Source organism: Sorangium sp. So ce836, assembly GCF_028553905.1.
In the GTDB taxonomy this organism is placed as follows: Bacteria; Myxococcota_A; Polyangia; order Polyangiales; family Polyangiaceae; genus Sorangium; species Sorangium cellulosum_D.
Window position 1 is genome coordinate 10,362,505 of record NZ_CP102233.1, and the last position, 25,400, is coordinate 10,387,904.

The 25,400-nt window shown below is 70.8% G+C and carries 21 protein-coding genes; 8 read left to right on the forward strand and 13 right to left on the reverse strand.

The genetic code is table 11. The annotated features are described in order from the left end of the window. Positions 1–289: 289 nt before the first annotated feature. From NQZ70_RS53555 to NQZ70_RS37700, 3 genes are all read left to right on the forward strand, one after another. A complete protein-coding gene (locus tag NQZ70_RS53555) occupies positions 290–517 on the forward strand; it encodes a DUF3892 domain-containing protein (RefSeq protein ID WP_408022447.1) in 228 nt (75 codons plus the stop codon). 579 nt (positions 518–1,096) lie between these two features. Further along, entirely contained in the window at positions 1,097–1,954 is an 858-nt protein-coding gene (locus NQZ70_RS37695) for an ATP-dependent Clp protease adaptor ClpS (protein WP_129578541.1), read from the forward strand. Positions 1,955–2,124: 170 nt separating this feature from the next. Beyond that, positions 2,125–3,293 (forward strand): IS3 family transposase gene (locus NQZ70_RS37700; protein ID WP_129572590.1). Its coding sequence is split into 2 segments (ribosomal slippage): positions 2,125–2,377 and positions 2,377–3,293, totalling 1,170 coding nucleotides; the frame shifts between segments, so codons are not numbered across the junction. 368 nt (positions 3,294–3,661) lie between these two features. Here NQZ70_RS37700 and NQZ70_RS37705 read toward each other — a convergent pair. From NQZ70_RS37705 to NQZ70_RS37715, 3 genes are all read right to left on the reverse strand, one after another. Further along, on the reverse strand, positions 3,662–4,840 hold the full coding sequence (locus tag NQZ70_RS37705; protein ID WP_272826409.1) for a tyrosine-type recombinase/integrase: 1,179 nt from the start codon (positions 4,838–4,840) through the stop codon (positions 3,662–3,664). A 996-nt stretch (positions 4,841–5,836) separates the two neighbouring features. Then, on the reverse strand, positions 5,837–6,397 hold the full coding sequence (locus tag NQZ70_RS37710) for a hypothetical protein (protein WP_129578544.1): 561 nt from the start codon (positions 6,395–6,397) through the stop codon (positions 5,837–5,839). After that, positions 6,397–7,005, reverse strand: a complete 609-nt coding sequence (locus tag NQZ70_RS37715) for a hypothetical protein (protein WP_129578545.1) — start codon at positions 7,003–7,005, stop codon at positions 6,397–6,399. The genes NQZ70_RS37710 and NQZ70_RS37715 overlap by 1 nt, the downstream gene beginning before the upstream one ends. An 870-nt stretch (positions 7,006–7,875) precedes the next feature. Between NQZ70_RS37715 and NQZ70_RS37720 the strand changes: the two genes are divergently transcribed. Both NQZ70_RS37720 and NQZ70_RS37725 read left to right on the forward strand, forming a co-directional pair. Beyond that, positions 7,876–9,387, forward strand: coding sequence for a hypothetical protein (locus NQZ70_RS37720; RefSeq protein WP_129578546.1), 1,512 nt, complete (start codon positions 7,876–7,878; stop codon positions 9,385–9,387). 445 nt (positions 9,388–9,832) lie between these two features. Next, the gene (locus tag NQZ70_RS37725) at positions 9,833–11,626 is read left to right on the forward strand and encodes a hypothetical protein (protein ID WP_129578547.1); all 1,794 of its coding nucleotides are present in this window, start codon (positions 9,833–9,835) and stop codon (positions 11,624–11,626) included. A 226-nt stretch (positions 11,627–11,852) separates the two neighbouring features. Here NQZ70_RS37725 and NQZ70_RS37730 read toward each other — a convergent pair whose 3' ends face one another. The 4 genes from NQZ70_RS37730 to NQZ70_RS37745 form a co-directional block, all read right to left on the reverse strand. After that, a complete protein-coding gene (locus NQZ70_RS37730; protein ID WP_165374374.1) occupies positions 11,853–12,200 on the reverse strand; it encodes a hypothetical protein in 348 nt (115 codons plus the stop codon). Next, positions 12,197–13,261, reverse strand: coding sequence for a hypothetical protein (locus tag NQZ70_RS37735; RefSeq protein WP_129578549.1), 1,065 nt, complete (start codon positions 13,259–13,261; stop codon positions 12,197–12,199). The genes NQZ70_RS37730 and NQZ70_RS37735 overlap by 4 nt, the downstream gene beginning before the upstream one ends. A gap of 18 nt (positions 13,262–13,279) precedes the next feature. Beyond that, entirely contained in the window at positions 13,280–13,507 is a 228-nt protein-coding gene (locus tag NQZ70_RS37740) for a hypothetical protein (RefSeq protein WP_129578550.1), read from the reverse strand. A 495-nt stretch (positions 13,508–14,002) separates the two neighbouring features. Continuing rightward, positions 14,003–14,809 carry a thioredoxin family protein gene (locus tag NQZ70_RS37745; protein ID WP_129578551.1) on the reverse strand — a complete coding sequence of 269 codons (807 nt, stop codon included), beginning with the start codon at positions 14,807–14,809 and terminating at the stop codon, positions 14,003–14,005. A gap of 83 nt (positions 14,810–14,892) precedes the next feature. On the opposite strand from NQZ70_RS37745, the gene NQZ70_RS37750 reads away from it, so the two are divergent. Both NQZ70_RS37750 and NQZ70_RS37755 read left to right on the forward strand, forming a co-directional pair. Further along, a complete protein-coding gene (locus NQZ70_RS37750; protein WP_129578552.1) occupies positions 14,893–16,113 on the forward strand; it encodes a helix-turn-helix domain-containing protein in 1,221 nt (406 codons plus the stop codon). Positions 16,114–16,122: 9 nt separating this feature from the next. Continuing rightward, positions 16,123–16,809 (forward strand): PQQ-binding-like beta-propeller repeat protein, encoded by a 687-nt coding sequence (locus tag NQZ70_RS37755; RefSeq protein ID WP_129578553.1) that lies wholly within the window; start codon positions 16,123–16,125, stop codon positions 16,807–16,809. Positions 16,810–16,966: 157 nt separating this feature from the next. Here NQZ70_RS37755 and NQZ70_RS37760 read toward each other — a convergent pair whose 3' ends face one another. Together NQZ70_RS37760 and NQZ70_RS37765 are read right to left on the reverse strand one after the other, a co-directional pair. Next, complete coding sequence (locus tag NQZ70_RS37760; protein WP_129578554.1) at positions 16,967–17,284, reverse strand: hypothetical protein; 318 nt, start codon at positions 17,282–17,284, stop codon at positions 16,967–16,969. Positions 17,285–17,608: 324 nt separating this feature from the next. Continuing rightward, the gene (locus NQZ70_RS37765; protein WP_237244394.1) at positions 17,609–18,517 is read right to left on the reverse strand and encodes a hypothetical protein; all 909 of its coding nucleotides are present in this window, start codon (positions 18,515–18,517) and stop codon (positions 17,609–17,611) included. Positions 18,518–18,766: 249 nt separating this feature from the next. Between NQZ70_RS37765 and NQZ70_RS37770 the strand changes: the two genes are divergently transcribed. Next, complete coding sequence (locus tag NQZ70_RS37770) at positions 18,767–19,495, forward strand: bifunctional 2-polyprenyl-6-hydroxyphenol methylase/3-demethylubiquinol 3-O-methyltransferase UbiG (RefSeq protein ID WP_129578555.1); 729 nt, start codon at positions 18,767–18,769, stop codon at positions 19,493–19,495. An 84-nt stretch (positions 19,496–19,579) separates the two neighbouring features. Here the strand turns inward: NQZ70_RS37770 and NQZ70_RS37775 are convergent, their stop codons facing one another. The 4 genes from NQZ70_RS37775 to NQZ70_RS37790 all read right to left on the reverse strand — a co-directional run bounded on the left by NQZ70_RS37775 (position 19,580) and on the right by NQZ70_RS37790 (position 25,369). Continuing rightward, positions 19,580–20,278 (reverse strand): DUF4230 domain-containing protein, encoded by a 699-nt coding sequence (locus NQZ70_RS37775; RefSeq protein WP_129578556.1) that lies wholly within the window; start codon positions 20,276–20,278, stop codon positions 19,580–19,582. Positions 20,279–20,464: 186 nt separating this feature from the next. Further along, a complete protein-coding gene (locus tag NQZ70_RS37780) occupies positions 20,465–21,808 on the reverse strand; it encodes a hypothetical protein (RefSeq protein WP_129578557.1) in 1,344 nt (447 codons plus the stop codon). 101 nt (positions 21,809–21,909) lie between these two features. Further along, on the reverse strand, positions 21,910–24,246 hold the full coding sequence (locus NQZ70_RS37785; protein ID WP_129578558.1) for a transglycosylase SLT domain-containing protein: 2,337 nt from the start codon (positions 24,244–24,246) through the stop codon (positions 21,910–21,912). A 121-nt stretch (positions 24,247–24,367) separates the two neighbouring features. Then, positions 24,368–25,369 carry a hypothetical protein gene (locus tag NQZ70_RS37790; RefSeq protein ID WP_237244395.1) on the reverse strand — a complete coding sequence of 334 codons (1,002 nt, stop codon included), beginning with the start codon at positions 25,367–25,369 and terminating at the stop codon, positions 24,368–24,370. Positions 25,370–25,400: the final 31 nt, after the last annotated feature.

Here is a 25,400-nt window from a genome sequence, read left to right on the forward strand (position 1 = left end):
AGGCGACGTTCAATGAATATCGCAAATGATCCGCATTTCGGAGTTATACGACGGCAAATCGACTCGTTCTTCTCTCGTGACCCGTAGCGTCAGAGTTACACGCAAACCGAGGCAGCATCCCAGCCACTAAAACGAGAGCCAACAAAGCGCAAAGTCAAACTGGAGGTCATTCTCTACATAGCAGACCTACAAAGCACAAGAAGCACCAATCTCAATAATTTCGAGAAATGGGTTGACATCAAGGAGAGATCCCATGGCAGATCGACAGGTTACGAGGACGGGCAAGGACATGTATGGCGACATTACCAGGCTCTGCAACCCCGGAGCGATTTGGTCGCCACGGGCGAAGAGCGACGCCATCCGCGACATCGAATCAGGAGCTCACACGTACTTCGTCTCCTGGACCGACGGGCGCCGGACCGAGGTCCGGGTCGTGAACGGGCCCACGGGCAAGTACCTGCGGACGGACTGGGATTCCACGACACGAAACAACTTGGCTGACCTTCAGGACTGCTGAGCACACAGGAGATGACGTGACATACTTCATGATTCGCATCGAGCTGCACTCCGCTACCCCGGACGACTACGATACGCTACACTCCGCGATGGAGGCGGCTGGGTTCAGTAGAACTGTTGCCGGTTCGGACGGCAAGCACTACCACCTCCCATCGGGGATGTATTTCCTCGGTTCGTACGCAGACACGGCCGCAACTGTACGCGATCGGGCTGACGCCGTCGCAGCCACGACTGGCAAAAGTCGTGGGGTTCTCGTTACCGGTGGAGCAAGCGCCTGGATAGGGCTGCCGGTTGTTCAGACGATGAATGCCTCGTCGAGAGGCTACTTCGGTTGACGGGTAAAACAGCCGGATACGCGAATAAGGTCGCATGGATCAAGGAGGCAGCGCCGCACCTGCCTCCACAGTCGGTTCTGTGTCCCGGCGTATTCCGGCTGTCCGCCAACCACCCGCCCAGCGACCCGACCTCCTGGTGCTCGGCCGAGTGGGCCGACCTCGGGCCGTGTGACTGATCGCGGACCCACCCCCCGACGACGCGCACTGGAGGCAACCCTGCTCACGGGGTAGGATGGGCAGGGCGCATGCGCACCCTCCTCGTGGGGCTCCTGATCCTCGTCCTGGCGACCGGGCTCGCCATCCTCCAACGCCGGCGGAAGCGGCGCTCACGCGCGCTTCCGCGCGGCGCTCGCCTGGATACCACCGTGGTCATGTGCACGGCCGGCTCCGACGCCGTTCGGCGCGGGCAGCGGGTCGTGCTCCCGGAGCATGTCGTGCTCGCCGCCCTCTGTGATCGCCGGGTGGCAGCGCTGGTCGAGTCGGCCGGCGCGAGCGCCGCGTCCCTGCGGCGCGAGCTGGATCAACACCTCCCGGCGCCAAGCGAGACGCCCGCGGACAGCGCCGGGATCGCGCTCTCGCCGGCGACGACTGCGATCGTGGAGCGCGCCAGGGCGAGGGCGGCGGCGTGGCGGGCCCCGTCGCCGATCGATCTGGTGGTCGCGGCACAGTCGGCGGGGGACTGCTGCTTCGCTAGCGCGTTGCTCACGAGTGCGTGTCGCGACCTCGACCAAGCGAGCCGCGAGCCGCCCCGCTCCCCGAAGCGCAGCGGCCCCGCAGGAGAGAGGGTTGAAGTCGTGCTCTGGAACGACGATTCGACCAAGATGGAAGCCGTGCAGCGCTTGCTCGTCGACTGCTTCGGAAAGGACGAGGTGGAGGCGACGCACTTCATGCTGACCGTGCACTTCGCGGGCTCCGCCGCCGCGGGCGCGTATCCGCCGGACGCCGCCGCCACGCTCGTGGCGCGCGCCAGGGAGGTCGCGCGCGAGCGCGGCATGCCGATCCGCATCACGCTCGGTCCGGCGGCAGAGGAGCTGGGCTTCACGTGGGCGACCGAGCCCGCCGGGGCGGCGGAGGAGCGCGGCGGCGAGCCGCGCGCGCCGTAGAGGAGGGCCGGCACCGCCGCCGGCTCATCGCATGGCCGAGGCATGAGCCCGTGGGCGAAGGCCTCAGCGTCGGCGCACGCGACGAGCTCACACGCCAGTTGCGTGGCACGAGTCGACACGTGGTCCTCCCCCGCTTCCGTCGACACCCCCGACGGCACCAGGAGGCAGGGATGGGACGGAGAAAGAGGAGGGCGTTCACGCCCGAGTTCAAGGCGGAGGCGGTACGGCTGGCGAAGGCGAGCGACCGGAGCATCGGCCAGGTGGCGAAGGACCTCGACCTGACCGAGACGGCGCTGCGCGACTGGATCAAGCGCGCGGACACCGACGCGGGCCACGGCCCGCCGGGGGCGCTGACGACGCCGGAGCGTGAGGAACTGCAGCGGCTGCGCCGCGACGTGAAGCGGCTGGAGATGGAGCGCGAGATCTTAAAAAAAGCGGCGGCCTTCTTCGCGAAGGAAAACGAGTGAGGTTCGAGTTCATCGACGCGGAGAAGGCGCACTACCCGGTGCTGGTACTGTGCGCGGTGCTGCTCGTCTCGCGCAGCGGCTACTACGGGTGGGCCAAGCGCTCGGAGTCCGCGCGGGCCAAGTCCGACGCTCAACTGAGCGCACAGATCAGGGCCGTGCACCACAAGAGCCGTGGCCGCTACGGCAGTCCGCGCATCCACGCGGAACTTCGTGCTCGCGGCATGCGTGTCGGCAAGAAACGGGTCGAGCGGCTGATGCGAGCTCAACGACTCGCGGCTCGGAGGAAGCGGCGCTTCCGCCGCACCACCAACTCGCGGCACAACGGCCCGATCGCCCCGAATGTGATCGAGCGGCAATTCGATGCTCGAGCGCCCAACCAGGTCTGGGTGACGGACGTGACGTACATTCCCACCGGCGAGGGCTGGCTGTACTTGGCCGTGATCCTGGACCTGTTCTCGCGCCGCGTGGTCGGCTGGGCCGCGAGCGCGTTCAACGATCGCGCCCTGGCGCTCACCGCGCTCGCGTTCGCCTTGGGAACGCGGCGGCCGGCGCCTGGGCTGGTGCACCACTCGGATCGTGGCAGCCCCTACGCCAGCGACGACTACCGGCTCGTGCTCGGGACCCACGGGCTCATCCCGAGCATGAGCCGCGCCGGCGACTGCTGGGACAACGCCGTGGCCGAGAGCTTCTTCGCGACGCTGAAGGCGGAGCTGGTCGAGCACGAGCGCTACCCGACGCGAGCGGCCGCCATCGCATCGATCGGAGACTACATCGAGAACTTCTACAACCTGAAACGACGGCACTCACGGCTCGCCTACATGAGCCCGATCGAGTTCGAATTGAAGACCTACGTGACCGCGCGCGCGGCATAGTGAGACTGTCCGCGGAACCGGGGGAGGACCAACGGCCGCTCCGCGCTCACACAGAAGGACATCGACATTCCCGAGCTCGCTGGCATCGGTCTCGACGCCACGGCCGCGCGGTCTGCTGGGGTGCCATGTAGCGCGACGCTGTCACCAGGACCCCTACCGCTCGCGCCCGTACAGGTATCACGCGGCTAGGAGCAGCGTCCGGTTATCCTCGTGCATCGCCAGCCCGGGCGTCCGCGCCTTGTCGCCAGCGCAGTAGGTCCCGCAGGTGTCCACGCCCCCGCAAGCCGCGGCACCGTCGCGGCGAGGACGCGGAGGGCTGCATGCGCCTGCTCGGCGTCTCGAAGGGCCGCGCGTGGCGGCGCCGGATCTCACCGTCCCCTCCTCTCGCGCTCACGGGCGAGGTCGAGCACTTCGGCCGCAGCCTCTCCCTGCGGTGGCGTCGGCCCTCCGAGCAGCCGCCCGATCGCCTCGTGAGCCACGCGCGCCGTCTCGACATCGCCTGCCGCAACAGCCGCCGCCAGCCCCTCCCCGAGCTGCACGAGCAGCATCGCCCTCACCGACGCCCCCCTCGCCCCCTCCCCCTCTCCGCCCCGCTCTCCCCCCGCCCCACTCCCCCTGATCGAATCGCCACACGCCCCCTCCGAATCGTCACACCCGCTATCCAACCGCGTCGATCCGTCGCCACCCCCCTCCGATTTCCCCAACAATTTCGCCCCGTCGCCCCCATTCCCTCGCCCCAGAGCGCCTTTTAAATCCACCGCGTCTGCCATTTCACCACGGGGCCAAGCGATTGATATTGCTAGTAGTTTTCGTCTTACCGTCCCGCCCTCGCCCTCCTCCGTGCCCTCTCCCGTGGGTCTTCCCCTGCCCCCGAGTTCGGGGAGCGCCTCGGCGAGGGAAGCTAGCTCGCCAAGGCCCGGCTCTGTAAACGTCCTGGCCGCCCGGCGATACCTCTGGATCATGGCGAAGCTCCGGTGCCCGGTCCGGTCGGTGACCCAGGTCTCGCTCTGGCCGTTCGCCGGCGCGACTGTGATGAAGGTCGAACGCGCGTCGTGGGCGCCGACCTGCTGACGCTCCTCGGAATCCTCGAAGAGCTCCGGGCGGTCGATGCCGGCGAGCTGGAGGTGGGCGCGGAACCGCTCGGCCGCGTGCTCGACGCTGCAGAGATCGCCGTCCTCGTCGACGAACAGTGGCGCGGAGGGCGCCGGGTTGTCGCGGAGCGCGAGCCATGCCCGAAGCGCCTGCGGCGCGCCGGGCGAGAGCGCCCAGGCGCGCGGGTCGTTCGTCTTGTTCTTCTCGAGGCGCAGCGCGCCGCGCTCCAAGTCGACGTCCTGCACCTGGAGGCGCACCGCTTCGCCGATGCGCGGACCGTCGCGGTTCAGGAAGCCCCACAGGACGCGCCAGCACAGAGGGATCGCGGTGCACGCCAGCAGGCGCGCGTCCTCGTCGAGGTAGAGGCACGCCTTCGCCTTCGCGGGGTCGAGCTTCGGGAGGAAGCCGCGAGGGAGCGGGTTCGTCGCGAGGAGACGGCAAGGGAAGACGGCCAACGGCCATGAGCCGGTGCAGGAGCTGCGCGATGTGATGGCGAGAAGCGGGCGACATCGGCGGGAGCGCGCGCATGACACGCTCGGCGTCGTCGCGCGTGAAGGACGCGACAGGGACGCGGCCGGCGATCAGGTACACGTGGCGGTCGAGCCGGTAGGCGTCTTGCTCCACGCTGCGCTTTGGCTTCACGTGGTCGGGGTACATGCGCGCGAGTTCGCCCGAGGTCCACAGCTCGCCGAACTGCTGGAGGGTGATCTGCTTCGGTGCCGAGCTGTCGCCGGGGACGACCTTCGCTTGTGCGGCGCCTCTACAACCGCCTCGATGACGTCACGGAGTGCCCTACGCTCGCGTATCGCCGCGCGCTCCAGCAGCGCGACGATAGCGTCGCGCGTGACGTTGCGCGACGCGCGCAGCCGCGCGGCCAGATCGGCGACGAGCTCCTTGCGCTCCCCGGCTTGCTTCTTGATCAGCTTCGGATCAAGGGGAAACTCTCGCGGTCGTTGTCGCCGATGCGGACGCGCACGTAGAGCCGTCCGGCGGCGCTGTAGATCGAGCCCGTCGGTCTCCGCGGCATGCTCCCCTTCTACGGCGCTTCGCGGTCACGCTCACGCCTGCGGCGGCCCGCCGGCGTGCGGGCCAGCACGAGGCCGACCTCTTCGAGCACCTCCGTCCGCAGAGGCGGCTGTCGCTGAAGTAGAAACCTCCGGCTCAGACACCGCGATCTACCTCCTCTACGGGCCCGTTCGCGCCCAAGCGCCCCACCCCGGGGCGGCTTGGGATCACCACAACCCCTGACCGCCGCCGCATCAGGTCGAGCGCCATCCGGCTCGCGCTCGCGCTGGCCCGCGCCATTCGTCGACGGACCGTCGCTTTCCTCGGGCGCGGCGGGCTTTTTTCCCCGACGTGTCAAGCGCCGTTTTCTGTAACTGAGAGCTCGGGTCGGGACCGACGTCAATTGCGCGACCATCGAGGAGATCACTAGAGGCCGCCCCGAGCTCTCACAGCGGCTCGATGCTCAGCAGATCGCCCGCCAGGTGATACACGCGGTAGTGGGCGCCGTGCGTCGTGAGCTCCCACGCTTTCTGCGAGACGACGAAGGCGACTCCGCCGATCACGTAGCGCCATTGGCTCGGCATGCCGCCGCGGCCGTCGACGTGCACCTTTTGGAGCGGACCCTGGGCGACCAGCGCGGGGCTCTGGGCGTACGCCTTGCGCCTCGCGCTGACCTTCCAGAACATCAACAGCGCGCCGATACCGAGCAACCCGCCCAGCACGACGCCGCCCCCGCCGAGCGCGTAGAGCCCGTTCATGTCGGTGTCCGAAATCGGCTTCGAGTAATCGTCGTGGAGGTAGAGCGCACCGCCGACACCCCCGGCGGCGACGAGTAACCCGAGCAGGAGCAAGAACACCCCGCAGCCGATGCCGGAGCTCTTGCCGCGCTTGACCTGCGCCGGATGAAGGCGCCCTTGCCGGTTCATTTCGAGCTCTTCGATCGTGAAGCCGTGCGCCGCTCCGAGGTCTCGGAGGTACGCCTGCCGCGGGTCGGAGGGTGAGGCCATCATGCGAGCCTCGAGTGACCCAGGGCGACCAGGGCGTCGATGGGGGCTTCGAGCTCGGCGGGCTTCAGCGGCTGACCGCCGTAGGAAAGACAGAGCTCGCCGTTGTCGTAAGAGAGCCCGATCTGATTCATGGGCAGCTTGAGCAGCGCTGCCTGCACCGCCGAGTTCATGAGCGCACGAGAGAGGGCGGGCGAGTCGCTCCTGAGCGAAATCATGCGATCGAAGTTCGGGTCGCCCGTCGGCACCAGGTGGTGCTGCGGGCCACCCGCGCCGCGCGTGATCTGGAGGGAGAAGCGATGCGGCGCCGGATACAACGAGCGCGCATAGAAGGCCGTGGAGGTGGTTCTGGTGTTGCCCACCATGCTCCAGGTGGACATGACGCGGAGCGGCACGTTCTGCACGACGCCGGTGAGGGACTTGACGCGGCGCTGTGACGTGAGCGCGCTGCCCTCGTTCTGCTGATCGAAGGTCAGCCCGTACCTCGTCGCACAGTTCGGCCAGACCGCGTCCGTCGCGCGCGAGAGCTTGATCGCGCCCGCCACGATCGCGACCAGGACGAGGGCGCCCGCCCCGAGCCCCAACCATTGGAGAAGTTCGTAGGTGCTCATGTCGTGTTCGCTATCTCAGAAGGAGGTTACTCGCCTTTGGAGAGGCGCGACAACAGGCCGCTCTCGCACCGCGAAAAAAAAGACGAACCACGGGCCACTCCCCCTTAGGCGTTCCGAATGAACGTGTCGCGATGATCCCGATTCAGCGAGGCGGGGACGGGTGGGTCGTGGTCGGGAGCAGCGTGCTTTCGAAAGAATAGCCCGCGCAAAGCCATTCCGACCTGTCAAGAATTTCCCGCCAACGACCGGCAGTTGACATAACGTCGGGTTGAACGACGCCGCCTTCGGCGGCAGCTTCCTTCGCCCGCGTAGACCGGGTAGGCTGCCGTAGCTGGCCGCGCGTAGGCGGCGATGCCCAGCGGACCCTCTCCCCATGCCGGCGGGGAGGGGGCACTGGACGAGCCACGTGGCGGGTCCTTGGGTGTCGACCCGTCGGCGCGGCAGCGCCCCGAGGAGCGGACGGGCTCTCGCGCAGGCGGCGGCCAGGCGGACGAAGGCGCGCGCCAAGCTCGGTGATGGGCACGGCCCACGGGAGCCGATCCCCACCGCGCGGTCGCAGCGGGCTCGGCTCCCGCCATTCTTCATTACAGCGCGCCGGAGGGCACAAGACCACAGGAGCAGGAAGCTCTCGCGGTCGTTGTCGCCGATGCGGACGCGGGCGTGGAGCCGACCAGCGTCATGCTCGGAATAGGCACACGTGCCTCGCTGCCCGTGGTTGGCGATCGGCCGGCGGCTGTGCTCTGCACGGCGGGCGAGAAATCGTCCTCGGAGTTTAAAGGAACACGGGACGACGCGGAACAGGGCCATAGACGAGCCGGCGCATGACGTGCCGGCCCGACTGAAGACGCCTCTTTCCTGGAGACCCCCAACATGAAAAAATCCATTCTCCTCGCCTTTGCCCCGCTGCTCGCGGCGTGTGACGTGGAACCGACGACGAGCGCTGGGCTCGATCTCCGAGACCGCGAGGAGGCAACGCTGCAGTCGGCGCCCCTCGTCGATCCGATCGTCGCGCGCGGAGTGTTTGCCACGGAGGCCGATCGCGAGCGCTTCGAGGCCGACGTGCTGCCCTCGGCGCGAGCGTTCCTCGCGTACTGGGCGGAGGCAGGGCTGAGCGTACCGCATGCGCCAGCGCGGCTGTTCATCTCTCCGCCGCGCGGGACGAGCGCGACGGAGGCCCTGCCGCAGCTCTACGGCGAGCGCATCTTCGACGATCTGCGCGCGCTGGAGGCGGAGGTCGCGAGCGCGCCCTCGAACCGGGCAGCGATCGAGCGGATCGATGCGTTCACGTGCGAGCGGCCACCGTTGCATCGCAGCTTCCTCGAAGACGTGGAGGAGCACGCGGACAACCCCGACGTCGGCCCGGCAGACATTGCGCAGGCGCTGCGCCGGAAGCACGAGCAGCTCCTGGGCCCCGATGGGACCTTCTCGTTTCGCACCGACAACGGCGAGTTCGAGCTGCCGCTGCGCAGGAACTGCTCCTACACCCTGCTCGGACACGCCACGCAGCCCACGCGCGCACACCCTTACCTGGAGAGGGACGTCGTAAATCACGAGCTGGGCCATGCGCTGCACTACGGCCTCTGGCTCGCGTCCGGTCCGCTCGGCGAGCGCCTCAGCACCGCCGCGAACGAGGCCATCGCCGACATTCTCGCGCACGTGTTCGACGGCGATCCCTGCCATGGCAAGGTGCTGGACGAAGGGGGCACGCCCGTCGACTGCCGCCGGAGGATGGACGGTTACGAGCAGTCCGTCTCGGAGGCATTCTGGGGATTCGGTCGCGCCGATCACGAGACAGGCCAGTCGCTCCGGCAGCTGATCTGGACCCTGCGGGACGAGGTGCCGGCGGACGTGCTCCGAGTTGCCATCGTCGATGGGATCGCCGCGGTGCAGGTCGCGCTGAATCAGATCGACGCGGAGCCGCTCGCCAACGTCCCGGTGTTCGACGACGAGATCCTGGCCACGCGCTACCGCTTCGTGCGCGAGTATGAGGCGGCGAGCGCGTTCTTCCACGCCGTGTGCGCGCGCCTGGGGGACGCGCCGCCGGCCTGCGGCGAGCACGCCCAGCGCATCGGAGATCCGCGCGTCGCGATGCGCGAAGCGTGGCTGGCGAACGCGCCGACGTCGATCGGTCGTAGCGGCGTCACCCTGGCGGATGGCCGCCGCGTGACGTTCGAGCTGGAGGGCGCGCTCATCCGGCAGATGACGGTCACGCTGGCGGACGGCGAGCAGCGGAGCTACCCGGGCGATCCCGATCTCGGGCTCCCCGAAGCGGAGCGTGAGCCGACGAGCGGCCGCATCACGCTGTGGTTCCCGGAGCCGGGCTCCACGGCGCCCGGCGCGCAGGTTGGGTGGACCTCCGACGGGGAGCTGATCGCGCGCTGAAGCACGACGAGGCGGCACGTGGAGGCGCCACAGATCGCTCGTGCAGCGGAAGCGGTGATGGACGAGCTAGCACCAGAACGTGTCCGAAGGTTTTAGTGTGACAGAAATGTTGCACTTCGACGGATCGAAAAAAAATCCGCGACGACACCCCTCCAGGTGTCCAGGCGAGCGAGTCGAGGACGCCACCGAAAATCGTCTGAAGGTTCGCGCCGCCTGGCGGCATCAACGATGTAGTTCCACATGAGTTAAAGCATTGTCGTTCATTGTGGTTTGAATATTTCATCCACAGCGCCGATGCTTCCTCTCGCGGTACCACCCATTCGCAATGGTTGAATGCCCTATGAACCAAGCGCGCTTGATTACCCTTGCGGCCCTGCTCTTGCCTGGACTCGCGTTGAGCGGGGCATGCTCCAGTGAGCCACCCAACAACTCGAAGGAATCCGTCTTGGATCCCGATGGACATGAGGCGCCCGCCGACGATGGCGACGAGACGCCCGCCGGCAATGGCGATGAGACGCCCGCCGGCAATGGCGATGAGGCGCCCGCCGACACGTCGCCGGACTCGCAGATGCTCACCTGCAACGCTTCAAAGTCGCCCATGTTCAAGAGCCGCGACGTGTTGAACATGCGGATCTCTGCCGATTTTACGAAGCTGAACAGTGCGCCCACAAAAGAGGAATCGGGCTCACAGGCCGTGATCGAGCTGAGCGACCAGAGCGGCGCGGCGCCGATCACCGCGAACATCATCGCTCGGGGAGTTTCGCGCTTTCGTTGCGGCTTTCGCCCGTTTTCGCTCAAATTCGAGGAAAAGCAAAAAGACAACATCTTCGCGCATCTCGGCAAGTCGGTGAAGTTCGTCACGCATTGCGGAGACAGGGAGGGCTTGTCGCCCACGCTCAAGGCGGATTCTATCGAGACCTACGAGCAGCGCCTGCTGATGGAGGACACTGTTTATCAAGTGCTCGATCAGCTGCAGGTGCCCTCGCTCAAGACGCGGCTCGTACGGCTCACCTACCACGACGCGCCGACCGGCAAGGAGGAGACGCACCTCGCGTTCGTGCGCGAGCCGGAGGACGAGATGGCCGAGCGCTGCGGCATGGTGGAATGGGAAGACCTGTCCGGGGTCGATACCTCGCAGTTCAAGGTGGACCAGCATGGTCTAGTGCTGTTGAACCTGATGAACGATTTCGTGATTCAGTACGACGGGATCGAAGGGAAGAACCTGGTCACCATGGCCGACGTCGATCGCAAGGCGATATTTTACGCCCCCTACGATTTCGACCTGGTCGGCGTGTCCCGGCCAGATTACGTGGCCAACGAGGGGCGCACGCTCGAACAGAACCGAGACGCGTTCGCGGACTGGCTGCGGCGCAACCAGAGCCCCCCGCTGTTCGACCAGATCGATAGGATGCTGGCTCGAGCCGACCAGATGCAACGCGCCGTCGATCAGTCGACCATGAACGAGGAGAACCATGAGGTCTTCTCCGGCTGGCTCTCGCTTTACTTGGGCCTCCTCCGGGATTTTCGCACGTGCGAGGGTCACACGGACGACCCGTCGCGGCCCCTGTGCCACGTCGAAGACGACCACGGCAATCGCCCCGATTCGGCCAGCGTGGTCGATCCCGGCGAATGGAGCGCGCGCATCGAGCCGCCCGGCGACGTGGACATGTTCGCCGTCGATCTGCAGGAGAACACGCTTTACTCCCTCGGCGGCCGCGTGCCCCTCGAGCTCTTCGATGCCCAGCAGAACCTGGTGGCATCGGCCTCGGACCGGACAGTCTCGTTCAAGCCGAGCCAGACGGGCACATACTACCTCCGAGCTTCGCTGGGGGAACAGATGGTCTCGTCGCCGCTGCTCGCGAGCCCCGAAGAGATCGATCGCTACATCTCCCTCTACACGGACGATCACGGGGCGTCCCTGGAGACGGCGACCACGCTGGAGGCCGGCACGGCCGCCGAGGGCAAGTGGGAGCTGGCCAAGGGAGAAGACGAGGATTGGTTCTTGCTGAGCGCAGGCGCATCGACCAATCTCCACATCGTGCTGCGGGATACGGACACTGGCCGCGTCGAAGTGAGCCGGCGCGATGCGCCGGCCGACGAGCTCCCCCTCGAGGAATATCTTCTGGAAGGTGACAATGACGTGTCGTGGCTCTTCGAGCAACCTGGCCAGTACGTCGTCCGGGTCATCCAGATGCTCGGCCTCCGAGCCAATGGTTCCTACACCATGACGCTGCAATAGCCCGGAGCTCCTGGCGGTCGGCGCGAGCACGTCCGTGTGGCCCGCTCCGCCAGGGGGGTCGCAGCCCCCTGCCGAACGCGAACGCAGTCATCGCCCGCTCCGCGATTGCGCTCGTCCTGCACTGCGCGCGCAGCACGCCTCTACCGTGGAGCGCCGATGCGCACGCATTGCGCACCTCACCGCAAGCGCGATCTCGACGCGAGGGTGCCCCAGACCGCCCGTCCTCTCAAGGCCAGCCCACGCAGCTGCGCAGCGCGAGGCCGAGCCCCACGCTCAGCGCGTTCGCGCAGAGCGCCCAGCGGAGCGCGCGGCGCAGGCCGAAGAGGCCGAGATAACCGCCTTCGGCCACGACGGCGAACGCCTCGGCCGCCGCGAACATGGTCCAGTAGCCCTGGCGCGACAGGAGGCGCGGGAAGACGAACCAGACGATCGGATGCGTGAGCGCGCTCGCGCCGAACGCGACGCAGAAGCGCGCCGCGCGCCCTGCCTCGAAGCGCTGCCGGCGCATCGCGGCGAGGTACACGGGCACCTCGACGACCTGTGTGAAGACGAAGGCGACCGCCCAGCGCATCATGCGCACGACGGCGCGAGCACCGCGCCGCGAGGGCTCGGGGAGCGCCGCTGCTGCCCCGGGTCGCCGGCGCCGGCCATCCAGCGCCGCTCGACGAAGAGCCATGTGGCGGCCGCGAGCTCGAGGTGCCCGTGGAATACCGCGAATCGAAGGTAGCCGGCGCGCGCAGCCAGGAGATCGAAGCAGGCCCATGCGATCAACGCGAGCGCGGCGGCCGCCGTGAGCGCGAGGAACGGGCGCCCGAGATCGTCCGCGAGCGCTCGCCAGCTGCTCACGAACCCGCGCGGAGCGGGGCGGGGGCGATCGTCCTCCGGGACGAGCCTCAGCCAGACCGCATAATGCACCGACTGCGCGAAGGCGTAGAGCAGCACGAGGCGGACGCCGACGTCGCCCGGCGCGCGCGGCGCGAGGGCGCGCACGTGGGCGTGCATCGACGCTCCGAGCCCGGGCAGCGCCGCGGCCGCGGCGCGCCAGAGCGGATCGAGGAGGCCTGTCGCGAGCGCGACCGACGACCCGAGAAACAGCGCGAGGGGCACGAGATGCCAGCGTGTCCGCCGCGGCCGCCAGGCGCACCATAGCCCGACGGCGATCGCGTTGTGGGCGTGCGCGAACACCAGCTCGGACCAGCCGCGGAAGGCCACGGCGACGGCGACGAGCGGCGCCAGGCAGGCCATCGCGATGGCGCGGCGACTGCCCGCGCCCCTCGCGACAAAGGCCGCCGCCACCGCCGCCAGGAGCCCGCACGCGAGGCGGCTCGTCACCGCGCCCGCGGCGAGCGGCGCGGCCACGGCGAGCGCCGCGAGCCCGCGCCGATGGAGGCCCGGGCGCGCGACGAGGTAGCGGACGTCCGCCAGCACGTGAGGGACGCCGAGCACGATGGGGCCGAGCGCCAGCAGCCATGTCGGCGCCAGCAGCGCGCCCGAGAGCGCCGTCACGACGGCGACGGTCCCCAGCACCGACACGCGGACGTCCCGGCGAGCGACCCAGGTGCCCACGTGGCGGCCCAGGAGGCGGAAGCAGGAACGCCGCAGGCGGTCGAGCGGCGAGAGGATGACGTCCATCATGACGGCGCTCGCGCTGCGTCACCCGAGGGCTTCGCTAGGCCGCCGCCGCCGGAGCGCGAGGGGCACCCCCACGAGCCCGGCGATGGCCAGGATGCTCATCACGCCAGCGGCCACCGGCGTCGCCAGGGCGGCGGGACCACCTCCGCCGTTGGCGGGGGGAATCACGTCCGCGTACGCCAGGCTGGTAGCGCCGAGCCATGCGGATGCCACGCCCGCCGCCGCGATGAGACGATGTGCAGATTTCATATTGTTCATTCCTCCAGCTTCGGTTTATTGTTTGTTGCAGTCGAGCCAAGAAGCGCCTTCTCTGGCCCAGCAACGATTCGTTGCTCACCTAGCCACATGCATTGAGAGTGCCATGAGACATGCACACGATCACCGGAGCATCCGGGCGGGCCGCTGCGCGCCTGACCAGGAGGCAGCATCGGGTGCCGTCATCTCGAATGATCGAGCGTGCCTCCAGCACCTCCCCCGAATCCATCCTCGCCGCCGAGCTGCCCTGCAGCCTGCCTGTCCGATGTCCGGTCTGCGTCATGTCGAGCCAGCGAGAATGCACTCCTCATGCCCCGCTGCGCCCCCGGCCTTCGCTGGATGGGATCTCGCCGGTTGTGGCTCGCTCGCGCAAAACGTTGCGTCAACAAGCAAAGCCGCGGTGCTCGTGCCGTTCGGGCTCGTCGTCAACCGTGAAGCCCCGGCGCCGGAGAACACGCGCGCAATCCACCAGCCCGCCCGCTGGCTTGTTCACCTGCAGCACGGCGCGCCGATGCTCTTCGCCGGCGTGTCGTACTCGTCGTGGCGACGCCACCAGACGCCCGTTTCGTTGCGCCCCCTGGGGGCGCGGTCGAGCCACTGGTACGCGCCCCACAACCCGTCCAGGCCGCGCGCGTAAGCCGAATAGGTGTGGTAAACGGCGCCGTCCTCCAGCGCGAACGCGCTCATGCCGGGCCTGTCGCGGTGGAACGTGGCCGTGTCGGTTCCGCACATGGCCGCGATCTTGCCCTCCGCCGCCTCGCCGCCGCCCTCCTGACCCGGGCGCCACTCGAACGCGACCTCGCGCCGGTAGTTGTAGTCGACGCGCCCCTCGCGCTGCTGCTCCTCGGTGAACCAGACATTGAAGTCGGCGTTGAAGTCGCTCGCAGACGACGACGCCCAGGGAAAGGTCCACCCCATTCGCCGCTTGTACGCCTGCAGCTTCGCGAGCGGCGCCCGCGAGACCGCCCAGAGCATCACGTCATGGTTGGCCAGGTGAACCGCGAACCCGTTGAAGCCGTCCGCGATCATCGAGCAGGAAGGACAACCCGCCGCGAAGTCGGGCCCGAACATGAAGTGATACACGAGGAGCTGCGAGCGCCCTCGGAAGAGGTCCGCCAGCGAGGCAGCCCCCTCGTCGGTCTCGAAGCGGTAATCCTTGTCGACTCGGACCCAGGGCAGCGCCTGGCGTCGCCGCGCCACCTCGTCGCTGCGCCGCGTCAGCTCCTTCTCCGCCTCCAGCAGCTCGAGCCGCGCCGCCAGCCAGTCTTCGCGTGTCCCGATCATGTGTGCCGTCATCGTCTTCACTCCTTGAATCGGTCGTGAGGTAGTTTAGGATCGGGCGCCGAACGGGCGGGAGTTACAAGCGTGGCGGGATTCGGATGGACTCACTGATCACGGCCGCAGCGCGCTCGCTCGCGGCGGGTGATCCGCTCGGCGCGCTGAACCGAGTCGCGTTGCGCGACGACGCGCCTGCGCTCGCGCTGCGCGGCATCGCGATGGCGCAGCTCGGCGATTTCGCGCGCGCGAAGTCTCTCCTGCGAAGGGCGGCGCGCGCCTTCGGCGCGAAGGAGGCCGTGGCCCGCGCGCGATGCGCGGTCGCCGAGGCGGAGATCGCGCTCGCGTCGCGCGACCTGGACTGGCCCGAAAAGATGCTCGACGCGGCCCGGATGACGCTCGAAGCGCACGGCGACCGGGTGAACGCCGCGCATGCGCGGGTCCTCGAGATCCGGCGCCTGCTGCTGATCGGACGCCTCGACGAGGCCGAGGACAGGCTCGCCGAGCTCGACCCGGCGCCCCTGCCGCCCGCGCTCAAGGCCGCCCACGAGATGGTCGTCGCCGGCATCGCGATGCGGCGCCTCCGGACGAAGCCGGCGCGCGCCGCGCTCGCCCGGGCCGCGCGCGCCGCGCGAAAGGCGGATATCCCCGCGCTGACGGCGGAGGTCGCGAGCGCGTCCGTCGCCCTGACCACGCCGGCAGCACGCCTGATCGCGCGCGGCGAGGCGCGTCCCCTGTTGCTCGAGGAGGTCGAGGCATTGCTGGCGTCGGAGGCGCTGGTCGTCGATGCCTGTCGCCACGTCGTGCGCGACGCGCGCACGGCGGTCTCGCTCGCGAGACGCCCGGTCCTGTTCGCGCTCGCACGCGCGCTGGCCGAGGCATGGCCCGGAGATGTGCCGAGGGACACGCTGGTGGCGACGGCCTTCGAGGCGAAGCGCGCCGACGACTCGCATCGTGCGCGGCTCCGGGTCGAGATCGGGCGGCTTCGCGCGACGCTGCGGGCCCTGGCGAGCGTGAGCGCGACGCGGCGGGGCTTCGCGCTGGCGCCGCGCCTCGCCCGCGAGGTCGTCGTGCTGGCGCGGCCCGTCGAGGAGCGGCATGCGGCGGTGCTCGCCTTCCTCGCCGACGGCGAGTCCTGGTCGAGCTCGGCCCTGGCGCTCGCCCTCGGCACGAGCCAGCGCACGGTGCAGCGGGCCCTCGACGCCCTCGCGGCGGCCGGCAAGGTGCACTCCTTCGGTCACGGGCGGGCGCGGCGCTGGATGACCCCGCTGGGGCCGGGATTCACGACGATCTTGTTGCTCCCCGCCCCGCTGCCGAATGACTAGCATGGACGCATGACTCGATCAGCAGCCAAGGTCCTCCGCGAATACGGCCCTTTTCCGGGTGGCGACCACGTGCATGGCGTCGCCTTCGACGGTCAGCATGTCTGGTTTGCGTCCGGCGACAAGCTGAACGCCGTCGATCCCGAGAGCGGAGAGGCGGTGCGTTCGCTCGATGTCGCCGCGCACGCGGGAACGGCCTTCGACGGCCGGCACCTGTTTCAGATCGCCGAGGACCGCATCCAGAAGATCGACCCGAAGACCGGCCGTGTGCTCGCGACGATCCCGGCGCCTGGCGGCGGCGGAGACTCGGGGCTCGCCTGGGCCGAAGGGACGCTCTGGGTGGGTCAGCATCGCGGCCGCAAGATCCATCAGGTCGATCCCCAGACAGGCGCGATTCTCCGCACCATCGAGTCGAGCCGCATGGTCACCGGGGTCACCTGGAGCGACGGCGAGCTCTGGCACGGTACCTGGGAAGGGGATGAGAGCGAATTGCGGCAGATCGATCCCCGGACCGGAGAGGTGCTGGAGCGGCTCGAGATGCCGCCCGGCATGGGCGTCACGGGTCTGGAATCCGACGGCGGCGACCGGTTCTTCTGCGGCGGCGGCAAGAGCGGCAAGATCAGAGCCGTCCGCCGGCCCAGGCGCGCCTCCGCGACAGGCAGCAGCGCCAAGACCGCCGTCAAGCCAGCGGGCAAGTAGCCGAAACGGCGCGCAGCCGCGCGATCGTCTGCTACGATATTGCTGGGCGGCTCGGTCGCCGGCGCGCACGTTGCGCCTGCGCCGAGGCGCCAGCCCGCATGAAGCATTCATTCATGCATTGCCCGATGGAGCGCGCCGCACCCGGCCGGCGCGGGCGCTACTTCACGTTCAGCGTGGCGCTGGCCGAACGACAGAGGGGCTCGCAGCCAGGGCCGTTGGGGCGCGATTCGACGTAGGATGGGGAGAAGTCCGCCCTGGCCAGGGACATGCCGTCGCGCGAGATCTCGACGGTGACCTGCCCGGGAGCGGAGCTCATCTGGATCTCGGAGAACCCGTGCGCGCCCGGCGGCAACGCGCAGCCGGACTCGCCGATGAGCAGGCTCGGGCCGCTGCACGTGAGCGCCCGGCCCGCCGCGCAGTCCGGCAGGGGCAGCTTTCCTTCGCAGGTGGTGGTCTCGCCGTCGGCGGTGATCACGAAGCGATACGCACCGGCAGGCCAGGGCGCTTCCGACGCGAGCCGGAGGGTAAAGCCGTCGATGCACCCGATCTGGGTGCAGGCCCGGGCCGGGGGAGGTTCGCCGGCGGCGGAGGGAGCGTCCGGAGACGGGGTTTCTGCTGCACACGCAGCGACGATCCCCAGAACGACCAAGACCAAGGGCGATGCGCTGGCGCTCCTCATCATCGTCATGTCCCGAGCAACGCGCTCGCCGCCCAGCAGCTTACACCCCGGAGGCCACCGCCAGGAGCCCTGCGCGCCCCCCAGCGGTCGCGCCCGCGAGCTCCCCGACGGGCGGACGGGCTAATGGGGCACCTCGGTCGGCGCGCACGTCGAGACGCCCGCGCCGATGACCGCGGTCAGGAGCACGGGCATCACGAGCTCCGGCGGAGCCTGGGAATCAGGGTCCAGGCGATAGACCAGGGACGAGAACACGTCCTGGTCGTTGGTCACGAAGAACCAGAAGGCGCCCCCCCACGTCGCGAACGCCCAGCTGCTGCCGATCGTCACGCCGGGCAGCGCTCTCTCCGAGAGCGTGGCGCCGGTGAGCTTGTCGAGCTCGCTGACGAAAGACCCCTCCGCCGGCTGCTTGACGAACCCGAAGAGACGGCCGTCGCCCGTGCCCGTCAAGTCTGCGTTGGCGCCCGCGCCCTGGCCGAGCGGGTGGACCGCGTACGACCGCCTGTCGAAGACGCCGAGCGTCCGGGCGCGGTTCACCTCGTCCGTGTCACCGAAGAAGACCGCGTCTCGCACATAAAGGGTCTCCTGGTCGGGACCGTCGTCGGCGGCGAACGCCATGCCGAATCTGCTGAACGGTACCCCCTCTTCCACCTTGTAAGGCGTGGCTTCGCAGCGGCCCGTGGCGATGTCGACCCGGATGACCGACCCGTTCCAGTCGACGATCCAGGCGACGCCGTTCCGGTCGACGGCCATCGAGAACGGGCGGCCATCGCCGCAAGGGAGCCTGCCGATGCGATGGAGCTCCAGGCTGGCGGGATGGAAGGAAAAAAGCTCCTGGTAGGGCGAGACGAGATAGATGTGGTGCGTCACATCCGAGCACGGGCCGGCATAGCTTCCCGGCGGCGGATCCCAGCCGCTCCCGTCGCGAGCGCTCCCCCCGCCGCCGACGTCCCCGATTGCGCCGAACGGGCCAGCTTCCCCCGCGCCCAGGCCCCCATCCTCCCCGCCGCTCACCTCGGCGGGGTGGTCCAAGGTGGTGCCGTGCGCACACGCGGCGAGCGAGACGACGACGCCTACGGAAATCAGAGGCCGGACGATACGCGGCATGGTCGCCCCCTGGACAAGGTTCGCGGCTGCGAATGGGTGGCGACGCCGGCAGGGCGCCATTTCGAAAAATGAACCTTCGAAGTCATCCCCGGCGACCGGACCGCCCGGCGGCCCGAAACCTGACGACGGCGAGGCTCGCGTCGGCTATCTGCGGGGTCGCGGAGGGAAGCGACCGTGACGCAGAACATCTACGACGATCCCGGATTCTTCGAGGCCTACAGCCAGCTCCGCCGGTCCGTCGAGGGCCTCGATGGAGCGCCGGAATGGCCGGCGCTGCGGGCGCTCGTGCCCGACCTGACGGGCCGGCGCGTGGTGGACCTGGGCTCGGGCTACGGCTGGTTCTGCCGGTGGGCGCGGCAGCACGGAGCGGCCCATGTGCTCGGCCTGGACGTGTCCGAGCGCATGCTGCAGCGCGCCAGGTCGGCGACCTCGGACGACGCGATCGCCTACGCGCGGATGGACCTGGAGCGCCTGGACCTGCCGGAGGCGGCGTTCGACTTCGCCTACAGCTCGCTCGCCTTGCACTACATCGAGAACCTGAGCGGGCTGCTCGCGGCGGTGCACCGGGCCCTGGTGTCGGGAGGGCGCCTGGTCTTCTCGGTCGAGCACCCGATCTACACGGCGCCGAGCCGCCCCGGCTGGCGGGTCGAGGCGGACGGGCGCAGGACGTGGCCGATCGATGGCTATCTCGCGGAAGGCCCGCGCACGACGAACTGGCTGGCCGAGGGCGTGGTGAAGCAGCACCGCACGATCGGCGCCACGCTCAACGCGCTCCTCCGCGCGGGCTTCGCCATCGCGCACGTGGAGGAATGGGGCCCGACGGACGCGCAGATCGCCGCCCGGCCGGAGCTCGCGGAGGAGCGGGAGCGGCCGATGTTCCTGCTCGTGGCCGCGCAGCGCTAGCGCCCCGGCGCGCTCCTCATCGCGCACACCTGTCCGCGTCGATCGTGACCACGCGCGCCGCGCCCCGGACACGCCCCCCCCGCGTCAGTCCCCCCCGCCGCCGACCTCGCGCCAGCGGATCTCCACCCGCTTCGCGCCGAGCTGGGTCGCGAGCGCCGTGATCTGCCGCTCGGCCTGCGCCTTCGCGCGCGCCATCACGTTCCCCTCGAGCGCGGCCTTCTCGATCGCCTCGGTCGCCTCCTTGCGCGCCCGCGACTCGAGCTGCTCGTTGCGCCGCGCGAGCAGGCTCGTCTTGCGCGTGTAGACGTACGTCTCGTCCTCGTCGAGCCGCGTCGAGAAGACCTCGGGCGCCGGCAGCGTCATGCGCGCGACCCCGGTCTCCGGATCCATCGCGATGTCGCCCTCGCCGATCCGCGCGAGATCGACGCCGATGGTGACGTGACCCACCGCGACGAGCAGGAGGGCGTCGGTGGCCTGCACCAGGCCGAACAGGCGGCTCTGCCGGTCGGCCAGATCCACGACCTTCTCGACGTGGACCTCGGTGGTCTCGAGCCGCGAAAGGTCGCGGATCGCGACGAGGAGCGCGGGGGTCGGCCGCGCGACGATGGTGCTCGCAGGCGCGGGCGCGCGGAGGCGCGGCGCCACGACGAGCGCGCCGAACCCGACCGACGCGAGCAGCGCGACCGCGAGCAGCGCGATCCGCGCGGCGCGGCCGGCCTGCGCGCGGGGGCCCGGCGCGTGCGCTGCGACCGAAGCGTAGGGGTCCTGGAGCGGGCCTTCCATCGGGGGTACCTCGGAGGACCGCAGGCGCGCAGGCGCCCGCGGCAGCTCGACTGGGCACAGCCTAGAAGAGCCGCGCGTCCTTCGGGAGAGAGTTCTGAGAACTGGAAGGCCGGAGGGCGAGAAGAACCGACCGGGCCCGGCGAGCAGCGCGCCCCTCCGGGGCAGCGTCGCGCGGACGGCGTCACGTCACGCGGCCGGCGTCGCGCACCGCGGCGCGTCCAGCCGCGGCCGCGCCGCCGAGGACGACAGCGCCTGCTCGAGCATCCCGTCGTCCACGTCGTCCTCGGCCGCCTGCTCGATGGCGAGCCGCACGTCGCGGTTCGCGCAGCCCTCGGCCGCGATCCGCAGCCGCTCCACCGTCTGGGCGTCGCGCGACGACGAGAGCGCGAGCGCGGCGCCGATGCGGAGCTCGGCCGGCGCGCCGCCGTCCTCGAGCACGGCGAACGCCTGCTCCGGCGTGAGCTTCGCCGTGCGGTAATCGGCGCCGGCCTCGCTCACGAGGCGGCGCAGCGCCGCCCGCCAGGCCGGCGCCGGCAGGCCGCGGCGCTCGAGGAGCGCGCCCGCCCGCCCCACCTCGCCCGCGCCGCGCCCGCTCCGCTCGCGCAGGAGCGCGAGCAGGTGCTCGCGGCGCCGCTCGGCGAGCTCCATGCTGAGCCCCGTCTCGCTGGGATCGCGCAGCAGCTGCGGCGGCACGAGGGTCAGCGGGAGCTCCTCGCCCCCCGTGAGCACGAGCTCGACCCCGAGCGCGGTCTCGTCGATCCGCTCGATGGATCCGAACGAGACGAAGCGCTCGCCGGCCTCGTCCCGGAGCGAGAGCCCGTCGCTGCCCGCCACGAGCACGCGGCGCGCCGAGCCCTCCCGGAGCAGCGCCGCGAGCACCCACGCCGCGGCGCCCGTGATGACGCCCAGCGAGAGCGCCAGGTCGAAATCGAGCACCGACCAGCAGATCAGCGACACGAGCGTCGCCACGCCGACGAACAGGCGGCGCCGGAGCGGCCGCGGCGCGTCGTCGTAGAGCCGGGCGCTCCACGTGCCCCGCGCCCGCCCGGCGGCGATCGCGCCGAGCAGCCGCTCCGCGTCGACCGGATCGTCGACGCGCACGCGGATGACGTCGCCGTCGTCGGTCCTCAAGGCGACCTCGCCGCCGGAGCTCGAGAGCCGCGCGCGCGTGAGCGAGAGCAGCGGGAACGACCGGCGATCGCCAGGGCGCTCGATCCAGAGCGCGTTGCTCACCCGGACGACCGCCGCGCCGGACGAGCCCACCGCCGCGCAGAGCCACGCGATCGGCGTGTACAAGAGGCACGCGAGGCAGAGCAGCGCGAGCAGCGACCCGAGCAGCACGAACGGCATCAGGAGCACCATCGCGAGCCGGCCGGCGATGGGCTCGACGAGCGAGGCCACCGAGAAGACGACCAGCAGCCACGCGAGCGCCGAGGTGAGCAGCCGGCCGACGAAGCGCGCGTCCGCGTAGGGCTGGACGAGCACCCCGCACCGCTTGAACACGCCGTCGCTGCCAGCGGTTCCTGCCACCCCATCACGGTGAGCGCCCCCGGCCGCGAGTTCAAGCGCACAGCGCAATTTCAGCGCAGGAAGAACGCCTGCGCCGCCGCGGCGCGGTTGCCCTCGCGTCCTCAGTACGCGTCGGCCGGGGCGCGCGCGTCCGCGGGGAGCGTCAGCGGGAGCATCTCCACGGCCGCGTCCCCGCCGTCCAGCCACTGATACCGCGCCAGGTTCGCGAGGACGCGCCCCACATAGGTGCGCGTCTCGTCATAGGGGATCCGCGCCACCCACACGTCGGTATCCCGGTCGATCTTCCCCTCGAGCCAGTGCGACACGGCCTTGGGGCCGGCGTTGTACGCCGCGGTCGCGAGCGGCAGGCTCCCGTCGAACGTCCGCAGCAGCTTGCCGATGTAGAAGCCGCCGAGGCGCAGGTTGAGCGGCGCGCTCTTGAGCTGCCCGAGCTCGAACCCGAGCGACAGCTCGCTCGCCGCCTTCCGCGCGGTCGCCGGCATGAGCTGCATCAGCCCGACCGCGCTCGCGGGGCTCACCACGACGGGATCGAACGCGCTCTCCTGGCGCATGAGCGCGTGGACCAGGCCCTTCGGCAGCCCGTGCTGCGCCTCGAGCGCGCGCACCTCGCCGGCGTACGGCTCCGGATAGACGCACTCCCACGTCCAGCGATCGGCGTGCGACGGCGCGCGCTGGAGCGCCGCGGCGGAGACCGCCTGCGTGCCCACCCGGTAACGGCGCTTCGCGGGCGAGAGCATGCCGTACATCCTGCAGAGCGCCTCGCTCTCCTGCCCCTCGTAGGCCGCCGTCACCTCGCGCTCGTTCTCGGCGAGGTAGCTCTCCGCGTCGCCGTCGAGCCCCATCGACGCGAGCAGCGCCGCGGCCGGCGGCAGCCTCACCTCCACCGGCCGCGCGTCCCGGAGCGACGCCGGGACGAGCAGCGGCGGCATGGGCGCGCCCACCGCCGCGAGGCGCGAGCGCGCGAGCAGCGCGCCCCACGAGAGCGGCTGCTCCTTCATCACCTCCGTCCAGAGCCGCACCGCGCCGTCGCGATCGCCGCCGCGCAGCGCCGCGAGCCCCGCGAGCTCGCGCAGCCGCGCCGCGTCGGCCGGGCGCGCGCCGCGCGCGAGCTGCTCCAGCGGCTTCCGCGCCCGGGCCGCGCCGCTCGTCGAGAGCATCGCGAGCGCCCGCTCGTAGAGCGCGTCGCCGCGCCGCTCGCTCCGCGGGTAGGCGTCGATGAACCGGCCGTACTGCGCGACCGCCTCCGCGTAGCGGCCGACCTGCATGAGGAGCCGCGCCGAGAGCAGGCTCGAGAGCTCGCCCCAGCGGGTCTTCCGGAACTTGCGCGCGACCGCGAGGTGCCGCTCGATCGCCTCGGCCTCGCGGTGGAGCCGGGAGAGCGAGCGCGCGGCGAGGTGCAGCTGCTCCGCCTGGCGCGCCGACGGCGAGGCCGCGACCTTGAGGAACGCCTCGGCCGCGCCCGCGTAGTCGCGCGCCTGGTAGAGCGCCGTGGCCCTGCGGTGGTGGAGCTCCGACGCGGGCACGCCCGAGAGCTTGTCGAGCTCGGCGATCGCCTCGGCCGCGCTGCCCCCGGCGACCATGGCGTCGACCTTCTGGAGCCGGTCCTCCGGCGAGAGCGGCCCCGGCATCTCGGCGAGGAGCGCCGCGGCCTCGCGCCCGTCGGGCGACGACGGCGCGCTCTTCACGATCCACCGGAGGTCGGCGAGCGCGAGCGCCGCCGCCGCGGCCTTCGCGCCGCCCTTGTCCCCCGATCGCTCGGCGGCGTCGCGCACGCCGAGCTGGACGCGCGCCCGCGCGAGCCGCGCCGCCGCCTCGTCGCGCGACCGCCGCGCGCGCTGCGCCGCGACCACCGCCCGATCGGCGAGCGCGCGGGCCTTCTGGAGATCGCCGCCCTTCATGGCGGCGATCGCCGCGCGCGCGAGGCCGGGCGCGCTGCCCGTGGCCTCGAAGTACGCCGCCGCCGCGAGGAACGGCCCCACCTCGAACGCCGCCTCCGCGCGGTAGCGCGAGACCTCGCGGGCGAGCACCGGCAGCTCCTGCTCCAGGCCGTGGAGCAGCTCCACGGCCTTGCCGTGATCGCCGAGCTCGAACGCGACGCGCGCCCGCGCGTACTTCATCGCGGGCAGCGCCCGCTGCTCCATCGGCAGGGCGTCGAGCCGCTCCGCCGCCTCGGCCCAGCGCTCGAGCCGCACGGCCTCGACCCACGCGCCGAGGGCCAGGGGCGGCGCGAGCGGCGGGATGGCGGCGGCGGCGGCCGCGGCGGCCGCGGCGAGCGGCGCGTCCGAGGGCGCGGCGCGCGCGGTGCTCTGCGACGGCGGCGGCCCGGACGCGTGGGGCTCGGCGCACGCGGCGAGCGAGGCGCCGAGGAGACACGCGGCGGCCAGCCCGCGGCGCGCTCCTCGCGCAGACGGCTTCGGTGGCGACGGAGCCCGTTTCATAGCCGACCCGGCGCGGTGAACGACCCGAACGCAGCGCGCCGTGAGGACCGGGCCCCGCGGGCCGAGGGCCCCCGCGCGCAGGCCGCTCGAACCGCAGCGCTCGCGCTGCCGACCCCTTTAGCTAGCAAGCTTCCGCGCCAGGTCGCAAACAAAGTGTCGGGGCCGACGCGATCCACCGCTTTCCGATCTCGACGTCCTCCTCGAACAGGAAGGCCGCGACCTCGTCGAGCGAGCCGGCGCGGTTCGGCGGCGCGCCGAGGCGGAGCGCCGCGGCCTTGCCGAACGCGGCGACCACCGGGTGCGGCGAGCTCGCGAGCCGCAGGAGCTCGGGCACGAGCTCCGTGGCCCCGAGCACGCCCGCGAGGATCGCCGCGAGCGGCCGCGGATCGGCGGGGCAGTCGTGGCTCCACGACAGCGCCGAGCGCAGCACCGCGACCGTCTCGGGCGCGGCCGCGCGCGCCGCCGCGGTGCGGTAGCCGCCGCCCGGGAGCGCGAGCTGCGCGGCGCCCTGGCTGGTCGCGCAGACGCCGTCCGCCGCGTGCAGCAGCGCCGCGGCGATCGGCTCGGTCACCCCGTCGCCGAGCACCGTCAGGCCCTCGATGTCGCCGGCGACGGGCCGCGCCGCCTCCTGCGCGTAGCCCTCGAGGTTGGCGAGGAGCCGCTCGAGGTCCACCGCGCCCGCGGCGCGGCCGGCGAGCACGTCGCGCGCGGTGTGCACCGTCACGAGGCTCGACACGACGGCCGGGGTCCCGCCGCGCATGGTGTGCGAGACGTCGACGCTCACCCGCTTCACGGCGGGCCACCGCAGCACGCGCGGCTCGGTGTCCGGGTCGACGAGGACGCCCCAGGGCACGACGGCCATCGCCACCTCGCGCGCGCCGCGCTGGGCGCGGAGGCGGTGCTCGGCGCGGGCCAGCGCGAGCACGCCGAGCGCGCTCCCCATCGCCATGAGCCCCAGCGAGAGCGTGTGGCTCCCGGCGCTCCACATCGCCGCGGAGGCCCCCGCGAGCCCCGCGGTCCCCGCCGCGGCGAGCGCGCCGGTCGAGCCGGGCTCCGGGTGGAGCCACACGTAGCGGAAATCCGGCGGAGGCAGCTTGCGCAGCACGATCACGACCCCGGACAACGACTCTAGGCCGCCGCGCCACCGGGCGCCA